The 12,379-nt window shown below is 44.1% G+C and carries 11 protein-coding genes; 10 read left to right on the top strand and 1 reads right to left on the bottom strand.

All coding sequences use genetic code 11. The features are described from left to right. Positions 1-663 precede the first annotated feature (663 nt). The gene (locus F7Y48_RS10305; protein ID WP_074190569.1) at positions 664-1,239 is read left to right on the top strand and encodes an imm11 family protein; all 576 of its coding nucleotides are present in this window, start codon (positions 664-666) and stop codon (positions 1,237-1,239) included. 137 nt (positions 1,240-1,376) lie between these two features. On the opposite strand, the gene F7Y48_RS10300 is transcribed toward F7Y48_RS10305, so the two are convergent. Next, on the bottom strand, positions 1,377-3,743 hold the full coding sequence (locus F7Y48_RS10300; RefSeq protein WP_134645588.1) for an EAL domain-containing protein: 2,367 nt from the start codon (positions 3,741-3,743) through the stop codon (positions 1,377-1,379). Positions 3,744-4,216: 473 nt separating this feature from the next. Here F7Y48_RS10300 and rbsD point away from each other — a divergent pair, with 473 nt between their 5' ends. The 9 genes from rbsD (at position 4,217) to F7Y48_RS10255 (ending at position 12,368) form a co-directional block, all read left to right on the top strand. Continuing rightward, positions 4,217-4,636, top strand: coding sequence for a D-ribose pyranase (rbsD, locus tag F7Y48_RS10295; RefSeq protein WP_005397153.1), 420 nt, complete (start codon positions 4,217-4,219; stop codon positions 4,634-4,636). Between the two features lie 23 nt (positions 4,637-4,659). Beyond that, entirely contained in the window at positions 4,660-6,165 is a 1,506-nt protein-coding gene (gene rbsA, locus F7Y48_RS10290; RefSeq protein WP_104972464.1) for a ribose ABC transporter ATP-binding protein RbsA, read from the top strand. Then, positions 6,162-7,145 carry a ribose ABC transporter permease gene (gene rbsC, locus F7Y48_RS10285; protein ID WP_006741011.1) on the top strand — a complete coding sequence of 328 codons (984 nt, stop codon included), beginning with the start codon at positions 6,162-6,164 and terminating at the stop codon, positions 7,143-7,145. The genes rbsA and rbsC overlap by 4 nt, the downstream gene beginning before the upstream one ends. Positions 7,146-7,222: 77 nt before the next feature. Continuing rightward, positions 7,223-8,101, top strand: coding sequence for a ribose ABC transporter substrate-binding protein RbsB (gene rbsB, locus F7Y48_RS10280; RefSeq protein WP_316683839.1), 879 nt, complete (start codon positions 7,223-7,225; stop codon positions 8,099-8,101). A 225-nt stretch (positions 8,102-8,326) separates the two neighbouring features. Continuing rightward, positions 8,327-9,244 carry a ribokinase gene (gene rbsK, locus F7Y48_RS10275; RefSeq protein WP_005397162.1) on the top strand — a complete coding sequence of 306 codons (918 nt, stop codon included), beginning with the start codon at positions 8,327-8,329 and terminating at the stop codon, positions 9,242-9,244. Between the two features lie 33 nt (positions 9,245-9,277). Further along, a complete protein-coding gene (locus F7Y48_RS10270) occupies positions 9,278-10,285 on the top strand; it encodes a substrate-binding domain-containing protein (protein ID WP_316683836.1) in 1,008 nt (335 codons plus the stop codon). A 229-nt stretch (positions 10,286-10,514) separates the two neighbouring features. Continuing rightward, a complete protein-coding gene (locus tag F7Y48_RS10265) occupies positions 10,515-10,733 on the top strand; it encodes a hypothetical protein (RefSeq protein WP_005499106.1) in 219 nt (72 codons plus the stop codon). Positions 10,734-10,894: 161 nt separating this feature from the next. Further along, positions 10,895-11,626 (top strand): nicotinamide riboside transporter PnuC, encoded by a 732-nt coding sequence (pnuC, locus tag F7Y48_RS10260; protein ID WP_258508473.1) that lies wholly within the window; start codon positions 10,895-10,897, stop codon positions 11,624-11,626. 10 nt (positions 11,627-11,636) lie between these two features. Next, entirely contained in the window at positions 11,637-12,368 is a 732-nt protein-coding gene (locus F7Y48_RS10255; RefSeq protein ID WP_046875984.1) for a nucleoside phosphorylase, read from the top strand. The last annotated feature ends 11 nt before the right edge of the window (positions 12,369-12,379 follow it).

The following is a 12,379-nucleotide window of genomic DNA, read 5'->3' as shown; positions in this document are numbered from 1 at the left end:
CTTTTGTGCGTCTATTCAGCCTGCGTTTAGATTTGTGATTTGACTCGTAACAAATCGTAACGTCAACTCGTTATGTGTGTTAGTGCATTTTAAGTGAGTGGGTAAACAACAAGATGGATAAGAAAGGTAGAGAAATACCGAGAAGAAGGGCATTTCCTGTTCACAAGTGATAAAGCTAAGTCTAAGTGGAGCCGACAAATGGGCTTCTACACGAATCATCTAAGCCGGTGATTAGCAGTACAAAAGTAAGTTTTGTCAGCTTTTACTTATTTCCTCATGTTTTCAATTAAATACATAAAAGTCTGAACTAAACTTACCAGAAATTAATTCTATCGTTTTGATTAAATATTTAAATAACTGAGAGCTTTCATCGAAAAATAATAATGCCAAAAATTAACGTACGAACTTGTATCAATTTTTATCTTGTTGAATCTAAGAGTGATTTTTTATGTTGGACCTTATGTTTGATTCATAGAGAAAAATCCCCTTTCTTAACTGAGTATCGAGTTTTTAATTTTGATCTTTAAACCTATTTTGTCATACCTGATAATGCAGTGACATTAACATACCAAGCATAATTGATATATTTAGCTAAGTAGGCGAAAATCTTGAGGGTGGAGAGTTCCCATTAAGAGAAGCTATTCAACCTGTTTAAGGATGGTTATGACAGCATTTAACAAAGTGTTTATTGTCACACCCAATGCGCATGATTTTGCAATCTTGCAAGAATCTGCATTGGAAATGTCCCTTCAAGTAACCACAAACGAACCTATCCAGCTGTATGGAGAATCTGTTAAAGACAGTTGGAGAAGTATTGATATTGAATGGTTAGATGTTGAAGGTGAAAACACATTACCTAGGCCTGATGTTGCTGCTTGGGGAGCGGTTACTTTCGCTGTGCCAGCTGCCATTGCTGATAAGCTTGGTGCGTTAAGCGAGAATGTCGAATTCTTGCCATTGAGTCTAAAAGGACAGCCTTGGCGAGCATTAAATATTATTACTCAAATCGATGCTATTGATAGCTCTGCTACCAAGTATAACCTTCGTAATGGGAAACCGAGTCGTACTAGGCCGTTTAAGAAACTCGTTTTGAATAGAGAAGCCATTAATGAAGCTGGCTTATTCAGAGTAAAAGGTGCGGGACTCAGAACGTTTTGCACGGACAAAAAAGGTGGATTGTACGATAGAGTCAAAGAACTAAATTTGACTGGATTGGATTTCAAAGAGGTGCTTGTTTAAGAGTAGATAAACGGTAATTTTATGCAACTGTATTATATCTATAGGTGTGTGATAGTAAGAGCTAGATTTTTTGTTCTCTCTATGAATCACACGTGACCAAGTACAGCAGCCACACACATGGCTTCTGTACTTAATCTTTAATAAGATGTCCCTTGAACAGTAATTGAACCAACTATGGAACCATCGAAGCGGCTATCGTCATTTGCGGATTGCCACCACAAATTCAGTTGTTCCTTACTCATTGGCTTACCAAATAAATAGCCTTGCATATAGTCACAGCGGTAGGACGATAACCATTCATGCATCACATTGTGCTCAATACCTTCTGCGGTGACCGTTTTATTTTGAGCGTGGCATAGATCGATGATGGGTTTGATCACATGACCGTTGTTGGTTTTCATCAATGTAACGAGGAACTCTCGGTCAAACTTGATCTTTTGAACTGGATATTGAACAAGTTGAGTCAGCGATGTATAGCCAGAGCCAAAGTCATCAATGGCGAGACGATAGCCACGCTTCGACAGCTCATCAAGTAATGCTGTACCTTGTTGTTCTGCGGCAAAGGTTTCTGTTATTTCTAATTCAATACATTCTGGTTTCACACCGTTTTTGCTTGCTTGGTCATGAATATAATTCGCCATTTCGATGGAGTTAAGCTCTGCTGAAGAGAGGTTGATCGAAAGGACAATGTCTTTGCCAAAAATATTTCTTAATTGGTGATATTCCGCTGTAGCGTTGGCGAAAACCCAGCGATCAATTTTATCAAATAAGCCCGCCTGTTCCGCGATTGGGATAAACTCTTTCGGAGGCACGGGACCAATGCCTTCCGCTTCCCAGCGCAATAATACCTCTAGTCCTTCAATCTCGTTGTCCCGATTATTCATATAGGGTTGAAAAACGAGATGGAACTCTTCTTCCACGTTGCTTTTTCTGAGCGCTCGCTCAAGCTGACTGCGTCTTTGAGACTCAACATTGAGAGCTGCTGAGTAATAAGCGTACTGGTTTTTCCCGGCTCGTTTGGCTTGATACATTGCCGCATCGGCACTGGAGAGTAATTTCGCGACGTCTGTACCGTCTTGAGGGTACTGAGCGATACCTACGCTTGCAGTCACGGGGAATGAATTGCTCCAAGATGGACTGAGATTGCTAATCGGTTTTAGCAACTCTGAGGCCAGCAAGTCGGGTAGGCGTTGTGCATCCTGATTTGAACTCAATAAAATAGCAAATTCGTCACCAGACAATCTTGCTGCAAAACAGGGACTATCGTAGTCGTGCGAGAATTTTTGACAGACATTTTTGATGTGTGATGAAAACACCTTTAATAAGTTGTCTCCCAGTTCATGCCCGTATTTGTCATTAACGTACTTGAAGTTATCGAGATCGACATAAATGACCCACAAATGCTGCGAAGGGGAGATGAGTTCACGAGTTGCAAGTTCATGGAAACGATGGCGATTAGCGAGTTGCGTTAGGTGATCCGTTTCAGCCAGGCGTTTTGTCTTCTTATATATGACGTTGAGCTCTTCATACATATCAAAAAAGCGTGAGGATAAGCGTCCTATTTCATCGTTTGTTTCTAGCTTTTCAATGTTGCCGCGTTGATTTGTTTCCAGCTCTTGTAGCTGTTTATCGAGGCGAGAAACGGGGTGTAATACATAACGATACAAAACCAAAACAATTAAGGTGATGGTGCAAAACGCCGCCACACCAAAGGAAAGGGCCAGTTCTAGCCACACTTTATCGACTTTATTCCACATCAAATATTCAGCGGGGGAGAGTACCGCATAAAAGTGTGGCAATAGTTCAATCGTCTGAGCGAGAGGAATATCGAGATAAATAGGCTTATCGGCAAAAGTTATCACGCTATGCGTGTCGAACTCGATTTCGTGCTTGATCTCATTGAAGGCTTCGAGCGATACCGATACCACCACGAAAAAGACATTTTGCGGATCAAAACTTAGAGGTTGTGTCCCTGTTCGTTTGTCGATGAGTTCGTATTGCAGAAGAATACTTTGCCCGCTGGAATTGTAAATAAAGCCAGTATGGTTAAACGCTTCTCTCGTACTAAAGCTTCGCGAGATGTAATCCAATACCTTAGGGTCGACTACACCTGAAGATTCGTAGTATTTATTTTCTGTGTAATAAAGAAGGTTTTGTTTCCCGTCAAGAATCGCCATGCTTGCATCGCCTGTATAGCCATGGCTTAACACATCTGCGGTTTCATCGAGTCGGTTAAATAACACGCGTTCACGATACGGATTGCTATGATTCACCAAGTAGTCTTGCAATACATCACTTTTGCTTAATGTGTATGCATAACTATTGAGGAATATGTTGGCTTGTCGGAACTGCCCTGCGAGCTTTTCCATTTGCAATTGGATATAGCTGTCTTCTCGCTTGATGAGCGTTACTTTTTGAATGCTGTAAATAATATAACTTGATACCAGCGCGCTTAATAAGATCACTGGCGCGACAAGCAAGATGACTCGATTGCTTAACTTCATTATGGCTTTTAGTTTCCGTTTGTGTCCCTACAAACGTCGCATACCATATAAGGTACTGAACGGATGATGTGTTTTGCAAATTGTAACCAGATTGTAAGGTGAGCGTTCTCCAAAATCAGACAGCCATCCAAGAACTGTGACGATGTGTAAGGTTTCCATCTCATTAACTAGAGTGTTTCTCAGTAATGGGACGTATCTCTTTTTCAACTGTCTTTAAAAAACCTCACTTCAAGTGTAGATTAAGCCAGCCATCGAAACGTTTCGATGGTAAAGTGTGACTCATGTACCTTTTTACTATTCGATGACCCGTTAATTACGGATCATTCTCACATCTTATCGATCTCACTCTGGTCAAATTACCACAACGAATTATTATTTCATCGAAACGTTTCGATGAGTTTTCTGTTAATAACGAAAACACTTTAAAACAGGCGCTCATGGTTGTATGAACGTGTAACCGAAAGGTCGATGAGATGAAAAAAAGTACCCTAATTAACTCAGATATTTCTTACTTGGTGGCGACGCTAGGCCACACCGATGAGATCACGATATGTGACGCTGGCCTGCCAATCCCTGAGCATGTACAGCGAATTGATTTGGCGCTAACGCATGGCGTACCAAGTTTTCTTGATACTGTTCGCGTGATTCTATCTGAGTCGCAAATCGAAGGGGTCATTATTGCGGAAGAGTTTTCTGATGTAAGCCCAGTTTTGCATCAAGCATTGCTTAACGAACTGAGCAAAGAGAGCGAAGAAACGGGTAAATCTATCGAGATCAGCTACGTGTCACATGAAGCATTTAAAGCACGCACGGCACAAAGCCGCGCTGTCGTTCGAACTGGCGAATGCTCGCCATACGCGAACGTTATCTTTCAAGCGGGCGTGGTTTTTTAAGCCAGAGATATTGAGGACAGATTATGACTCAAGCCATTCTACAACTGAGCGACATTGAGAAAGCGTTCCCGGGCGTGAAAGCACTGGACAAAGCGAGCCTGAATGTTTACCCAGGCCGTGTCATGGCGCTCATGGGAGAAAATGGAGCAGGCAAGTCAACATTGATGAAGGTGCTGACGGGCATCTATCACATGGATGCGGGTAGCATCCAATATCAAGGCCAACCTGCCGCGTTTAAAGGTCCGCGTGACTCACAGGAAGCGGGCATCAGTATTATTCACCAAGAATTGAACTTGATCCCTGAACTGACGATTGCTGAAAACATCTATCTAGGTCGTGAATTTACCGGCACGATGGGGCGTATTCAGTGGGGCAAGATGTATGAAGAAGCAGACAAGTTGCTTCAACGCCTTAACGTAAAACACTCATCGAAAACGTTGCTTGGTGATTTGAGCCTAGGTGAACAGCAAATGGTGGAGATCGCGAAAGCGCTTTCGTTTGAATCGAAAGTCATCATTATGGATGAGCCAACTGACGCGCTGACTGATACCGAGACGGAGTCACTATTTAAAGTGATCAACGAGCTTCGAGAGCAGGGCTGCGGCATTGTTTACATCTCACACCGTCTTAAAGAAATCTTTGAAATCTGTGACGACATTACCGTGCTTCGTGACGGTAAATTTATCGGTGAATGCAAAGTAGCAGACACTGATGAAGACGGCCTGATCGAAATGATGGTTGGTCGTAAGTTAGAAGAGCAATACCCACGTATTGATGTGCGACATGGCGAAACTTGCCTTGAAGTGATTGGCCTGACTGGCTCTGGCGTTCACGATGTGAGCTTCACGCTGAAACGCGGTGAGATATTGGGTATTTCTGGTTTGATGGGGGCAGGCCGCACCGAACTGATGAAAGTGATTTACGGCGCATTGCCAAGTGAGCATGGTGTTATCAACCTCGATAACAAAACCATTAACCCGGTTAGCCCACAAGATGGCTTAGCAAATGGCATCGCTTATATCTCTGAAGATCGCAAAGGCGATGGCTTGGTGTTAGGTCTCTCGGTTAAGGAGAATATGTCACTTTGTTCTCTCAATCAGTTGACTAAAGGCTTCCAAATCCAACATAGCGATGAAGTGATTGCCGTGGAAGATTTTATCAAGCTATTTAATATCAAAACCCCTACGCGCGACCAAATTATTGGTAACTTATCCGGCGGTAACCAGCAAAAAGTGGCGATCGCGAAAGGGTTAATGACCAAACCTAAAGTTCTGATTCTCGATGAGCCAACGCGTGGCGTCGATGTCGGTGCGAAAAAAGAAATTTATCAACTCATCAACAAGTTCAAAGCCGAAGGCATGAGCATCATCTTGGTGTCTTCCGAGATGCCAGAAGTGCTCGGTATGAGTGACCGCATTCTGGTTATGCATGAAGGTCGTATTACTGGCGAATTCGATGCGAAAGACGCCGATCAAGAAAAATTACTCGCCTGTGCCGTAGGCAAAAAGATCAATGAGGAAGCAGCATGAGTACTAATACCATGAGCAAACCAACCGAAGCTAGCAACAAGAAGTTGTTCACAAAAGAGTGGTTGATTGAGCAAAAATCACTGATAGCACTGATTTTTTTGATTGTTGTTGTGTCATTTTTGAACCCGAACTTCTTTACGGTCGACAACATTCTCAACATTCTTCGTCAAACCTCAGTGAATGCCATTATCGCGGTAGGTATGACACTGGTTATTTTAACCGCAGGCATCGACTTGAGTGTTGGTTCCGTACTGGCGTTATGTGGTGCCTTTGCGGCAAGCATGATTGCGCTTGAAGTCCCGGTGCTGGTGGCGGTTCCGACCGCTTTAGTCGCAGGTGCAGCGTTAGGTGCAATTAGCGGCATCATCATTGCGAAGGGCAAAGTACAGGCCTTTATCGCTACGCTGGTTACCATGACGTTACTACGCGGTGTGACTATGGTGTACACCGAAGGTCGTCCAATCTCGACAGGTTTTACTGACACAGCTGATGCGTTTGCATGGTTTGGTACCGGCTACGCGCTAGGTATTCCAGTACCTGTTTGGTTGATGGTAGTTGTATTCGCTGCGGCTTGGTACCTACTTAACCACACTCGCTTTGGTCGCTACGTTTATGCACTAGGTGGCAACGAATCAGCGACTCGTCTATCTGGTATCAATGTAGACCGAGTGAAGATTGGTGTGTACGCCATCTGCGGTATGCTGGCAGCGCTTGCAGGAATCATCGTAACTTCTCGTCTGTCTTCCGCTCAGCCAACTGCGGGTATGGGTTACGAGTTAGATGCGATTGCTGCGGTTGTACTTGGCGGTACCAGCTTGATGGGCGGTAAAGGCCGCATCATGGGTACGCTAATTGGTGCGCTGATCATCGGTTTCTTAAACAACGCTCTTAACCTACTAGACGTTTCCTCATACTACCAAATGATTGCCAAAGCAGTGGTTATCTTGCTCGCAGTACTGGTAGACAACAAAAACAAATAATCCATAACCATTAAATCCTGAATACAAACCGAGCCAGTGGGCGTGTGCTGGCTCACCCTACACAAAGGACTAGAACGATGAAAAAACTTGCAACTCTTATCTCTGCTGCACTTCTTTCTTCCACTGTATCAGTAGCGGCAAAAGCCCAAGATACGATGGCGATTGTGGTTTCGACGCTAAACAACCCGTTCTTCGTAACGATGAAAGACGGTGCGGAAGCTAAAGCGAAAGAATTGGGGTACGACTTAATTGTACTGGACTCGCAAAATGACCCGAGCAAAGAGCTGTCGAACATCGAGGATTTAAGTATTCGCGGTGTAAAAGCAATTCTTATCAACCCAACGGATTCTGATGCTGTGTCTAATGCGATTCGTATGGCGAACCGTTCTAAGATCCCTGTATTGACACTAGACCGTGGCGCAAGCCGTGGTGAAGTCGTGAGTCACATCGCGTCCGACAACGTGATCGGTGGTGAAATGGCAGGCCACTACATCATGGAAAAAGTTGGCGAAAAAGCAAAAGTAATTCAGCTTGAAGGTATTGCGGGCACATCGGCGGCGCGCGAGCGTGGTGAAGGTTTCATGAATGCCGTGAAGGGCAGCGATATGGATCTTCTTGCCAGCCAGCCAGCAGACTTTGACCGTACTAAAGGCCTAAACGTGATGGAAAACCTACTCGCGGCTAACCCTGATGTACAAGCGGTGTTCGCACAGAATGATGAAATGGCGCTGGGTGCACTTCGCGCCGTTCAAGCTTCTGGCAAAGACGTCGTTATCGTTGGTTTTGATGGCACGGAAGACGGCATTGCCGCAGTTAACCGTGGCAAGCTAGCAGCAACCATCGCACAGCAACCAGATCTTATCGGTGCTTTAGGTGTTGAAACGGCTGACAAAGTCTTGAAAGGTGAAAAAGTAGAAGAATACATTCCGGTACCACTAAAAGTAGTGACTAAATAAGTTTGACGTTCAATAAAGCGTCCTAATTTTTGCTCTCTCCTCCGTTTATATCTGTCGTTTAGGAGGAGAGGGCAAACATACCCAAGTGACTTAAAAATGCAGGGTATAGATGCCTTTAGCTTTTTATCGTGACTCCTTCGCTAAGGAGAGAAGTTAAAGTCATCTAATGTATTTTCCAAAATAGTTTTTCAAAAAAAGGGTTCATTCAGAACCGAGGATAACCGTATGAATAAGTTAGTGGTGTTAGGTAGTGTAAACGCTGACCATGTTCTTCAAGTGCCTTCTTTCCCTCGCCCTGGCGAAACGCTACATGGTCGCAACTATCAAGTTATCCCAGGTGGCAAAGGTGCCAACCAAGCTGTTGCTGCAGCTCGACTCAAGGCTGATATTGGCTTTATTGCTTGTGTAGGCGATGACTCGTTCGGCATCAATATTCGTGAAAACTTCAATATGGACGGCATCGACATCACTGGTGTGAAGATGCAACCAAACTGCCCCACTGGCATTGCGATGATTCAAGTGTCGGATAGTGGTGAAAACAGCATTTGTATTTCAGCAGAAGCGAATGCCAAATTGACAGCAGAAGCGATTGAGCCAGATTTAGATCGCATTCGCCAAGCGGATTACCTGCTGATGCAATTGGAAACGCCGATGTGCGGCATTGAGAAAGCCGCGCGAGTGGCGAAAGATGCAAAAACTAACGTCATTTTAAACCCTGCCCCTGCTCGTGAACTGTCAGACGAACTGCTTGCTTGTATTGATGTCATTACACCAAATGAAACCGAAGCTGAAGTCCTGACGGGGGTAACGGTAACGGATAATGACAGCGCGCAAGAAGCGGCGAATGTGCTTCATAGCAAAGGTATCGAAATTGTCATGATCACTCTCGGTGCGAAGGGTGTTTGGTTAAGTCAAAATGGTAGAGGTGAGCTCATCCCGGGGTTCCGTGTTGACGCGACTGATACCACCGCAGCAGGGGATACGTTTAATGGGGCATTCGTCACTGGCCTGTTAGAGGATTTACCTTTAGAATCAGCAATTAAGTTTGCACATGCGGCGGCTGCAATTTCTGTGACCCGCTTTGGCGCGCAGACGTCGATCCCAACTCGCGAAGAGGTGGACGCGTTTCTCGCTGCACAATAGGGCTTAAACGCCTCATTAATTAGGAGTAATAACATGGCGACGATGAAAGACATCGCAAAACTGGCAGGGGTTTCCACTTCAACAGTGAGCCATGTTATTAACAAGACGCGTTTTGTGAGTGAAGAGATCTCCGAACGCGTCAATAATGCCGCAAAAGAACTCAACTACTATGCGCCATCAGCTTTGGCGCGTAGCCTCAAAGTCAATCGTACCAAAACCATTGGTATGCTAGTGACAACTTCAACCAACCCATTCTTTGGCGAAGTCGTAAAAGGCGTAGAACGCAGTTGCTATCACAAAGGCTATAGTCTCATTCTATGTAACACAGAAGGTGATAATGAACGCATGCGCCAATCCATTAATACGCTTTTGCAAAAGCGTGTCGATGGTTTGATCTTGATGTGCTCCTCGCTAGAAGGGGAGCGTATCGATGTATTTGAGCGTTATCCTGATATCCCTGTCGTGGTGATGGATTGGGGGCCGATGCTGTTTACGAGCGACAAAATTCAAGATAACTCGCTTCGTGGCGGTTACCTAGCGGCGAAATACCTGATTGATTGTGGCCACACAGAAATAGGATGTATCACTGGCCCTTTGATTAAACACCAAGCACAAATGAGATACGAAGGTTACAAACGTGCGATGAACGAAGCTGGCTTGGAATTTAATGCTAACTGGATAATTGAATCGGACTTCGAATGTGAAGGCGGATATCGAGCATTTATGAAAATGGCGCAGCGAGGCACCTTACCCAGTTCGATTTTTGTTTCCAATGATATGATGGCGATGGGTGTGATTAACGCCGCAAATGAGCTCAATATTAAAGTTCCGGAACAGATTTCAATCATCGGTTACGATGACATACATATCGCGAAGTTTATGTCGCCTTCCTTAACGACCATCCACCAACCCAAATATCGACTCGGCCAAGCCGCCGTCGAAACTCTTGTCCGAAGACTGGACGACAAATCTAACGAAGCTCAAGTCGTTCAACTGGAACCAGCATTGGTTGTACGCAACAGTGTGACGAATTTCTCTTAATTAAAAACAAACGTATGGTTAACAAATTTAGTGCATATAATTTATAAAGAATGGGCTAAAAATAAATAAGCATGCAAAACAGATGTTCGAATTTATTAACTCAATATTTGAAAAGTGTGATTTTTTGCGAGTAACTCGAAAGATTTCGTGTAGATAGTGCTTAAAAAGCTTATTATTAATAAAGTCTATAATTAGATTTATAAATTATTGAGATGAATGGAAAATCTTTATGTTAGTTAAGAGATATGCACAGTATTCAGTAAAGAGGCCGTGGTTTCACCGTTTCAATATTTCACTAGTATTAACGGTGTTTGTCGTGAGTGTTTATGAGCTACTTGCGAATGAAGAGTATGTATACTTGGCTGGCGTGGTGTTTACATTTGCTTCGACTTTACTGTTCGCGTCAGCATCTACGTTCAAAAAGCGCTACCTAGGACACGAGTCCTAGTTCATTTGGAATGAATGGTTGAGATAAATAGGCGCTTTCAAGCAAATATTGAACTGAATTATGATCGAGTGCATCAAGAGGGGGACAAATGTCCTCCTTTTTGTTAGGTGTCACGCCCTAATATAGGCATATTCCCAAACAAAATAATAAAGGACATCGACATGGACCTACTTGCCTTACTCGATATAAACAACACCCTGGTTAACATTCCAATTGGCGGCGGTTACGCAATGAGTTGGATCGAAGCTTTCGGTACGGTTTTTGGATTGCTTTGCATTTGGTTTGCTAGCCAAGAAAAAACCATCAACTACTTATTCGGTTTGCTGAATGTCACTCTTTTTGCCGTTATCTTTTTCCAAATTCAGTTATACGGATTATTACTTCTTCAACTGTTTTTCTTCTGTGCGAACATTTACGGTTGGTATGCGTGGACTCGTCCAAACGCGGAAGGTGAAACGCTGGAAGTACGCTGGTTAAACAAACACAAACTCATCGCCACTGCTTCTATTAGCGTTGTGTCTATCGCGTTGTTAACCATCTACATCGACCCTTTTTTCTTTGCATTAGCAAACATTGCTGTTGATAGCTTGAATCTCTTTGGTGCAGGTTTGGCTGATCCGGTACTTGAACCTGATGCGTTCCCGTTTTGGGATGCAACCATGACAGTACTTTCTGTTGTTGCACAAATTCTGATGACACGTAAATATGTGGAAAACTGGATTCTTTGGGTTGTGATTAACATCATCAGTGTTGGCATCTACGCGACACAGGGTGTTTATGCGATGTCTGTTCAGTATGCGATTTTGATGTTCATTGCTGCCAATGGTACGCGTGAATGGGCCCGTAGCGCCAAGCGCAATGGCGATAAAACCTTAGCTCAAGCTGCAGCTTAAGGAACGAAAAATGGCGAAACAACCTCATATTGGTGTTGATGAAACACAAGTCGCTCCTCTCGTCATTGTATGTGGTGAGCCAGACCGAGCTAATCGTATTGCCGCATTATTGGATGATGCAGAAATGATCTCGGAAAATCGCGAGTACCGTGTTTTTACTGGCAAATACAAAGACCAGCCTGTTTCAGTATGCAGCACAGGTATCGGCGCCCCATCGATGATCATCGCAGTTGAAGAGCTAAAACAGTGCGGCGTAACTCATGTGGTACGTGTCGGATCGGCAGGTGCGATGCAATCTGGGATTCAGCTTGGCGAGCTAATCATTGCCGAAGGTGCGGTAAGAGATGAAGGCGGCTCCAAAGCGTATGTGGATTCGGCTTATCCGGCGTACGCAAGCTTTTCCTTATTAAAGGAAGTTGAGCGTTACCTGTCAGTACAAGAGGCGCGTTATCATTTCGGTGTGGTACGTTCTCACGACAGTTTCTATACCGATGACGAAGATGCGATATGCCAATACTGGAACAAGAAGGGCGTCTTAGGTGCCGATATGGAAACCTCAGCTTTGTTTGCCGTTGGCCGATTACGTGGCCTTCATGTGGCTTCGATCTTAAATAACGTCGTTTTGTATCAACAAGATGTGAAAGAAGGGGTTGGCCAGTACGTTGATGAAGCGAAAGTAATGATGCAAGGTGAGAAGCTTGCTGCAATGACGGCGCTAGAAGCGTTGATTGCTCAGAGATAGTCCGTACTAAC

Origin of the sequence: Vibrio sp. 2-1-2a (assembly GCF_032648565.1) — a bacterium.
Lineage (GTDB): Bacteria > Pseudomonadota > Gammaproteobacteria > Enterobacterales > Vibrionaceae > Vibrio > Vibrio diabolicus.
This window is presented reverse-complemented; position numbering and strand designations above follow the sequence as displayed.

Bases quoted from the DNA above. Each gene is read 5' to 3' on its own strand.
- rbsA (WP_104972464.1), top strand. From the start codon at position 4,660: ATGACTCAAGCCATTCTACAACTGAGCGACATTGAGAAAGCGTTCCCG.
- rbsK (WP_005397162.1), top strand. From the start codon at position 8,327: ATGAATAAGTTAGTGGTGTTAGGTAGTGTAAACGCTGACCATGTTCTT.
- rbsC (WP_006741011.1), top strand. From the start codon at position 6,162: ATGAGTACTAATACCATGAGCAAACCAACCGAAGCTAGCAACAAGAAG.
- F7Y48_RS10270 (WP_316683836.1), top strand. From the start codon at position 9,278: ATGGCGACGATGAAAGACATCGCAAAACTGGCAGGGGTTTCCACTTCA.
- pnuC (WP_258508473.1), top strand. From the start codon at position 10,895: ATGGACCTACTTGCCTTACTCGATATAAACAACACCCTGGTTAACATT.
- F7Y48_RS10265 (WP_005499106.1), top strand. From the start codon at position 10,515: ATGTTAGTTAAGAGATATGCACAGTATTCAGTAAAGAGGCCGTGGTTT.
- rbsD (WP_005397153.1), top strand. From the start codon at position 4,217: ATGAAAAAAAGTACCCTAATTAACTCAGATATTTCTTACTTGGTGGCG.
- rbsB (WP_316683839.1), top strand. From the start codon at position 7,223: ATGAAAAAACTTGCAACTCTTATCTCTGCTGCACTTCTTTCTTCCACT.
- F7Y48_RS10255 (WP_046875984.1), top strand. From the start codon at position 11,637: ATGGCGAAACAACCTCATATTGGTGTTGATGAAACACAAGTCGCTCCT.
- F7Y48_RS10300 (WP_134645588.1), bottom strand. From the start codon at position 3,743: ATGAAGTTAAGCAATCGAGTCATCTTGCTTGTCGCGCCAGTGATCTTA.
- F7Y48_RS10305 (WP_074190569.1), top strand. From the start codon at position 664: ATGACAGCATTTAACAAAGTGTTTATTGTCACACCCAATGCGCATGAT.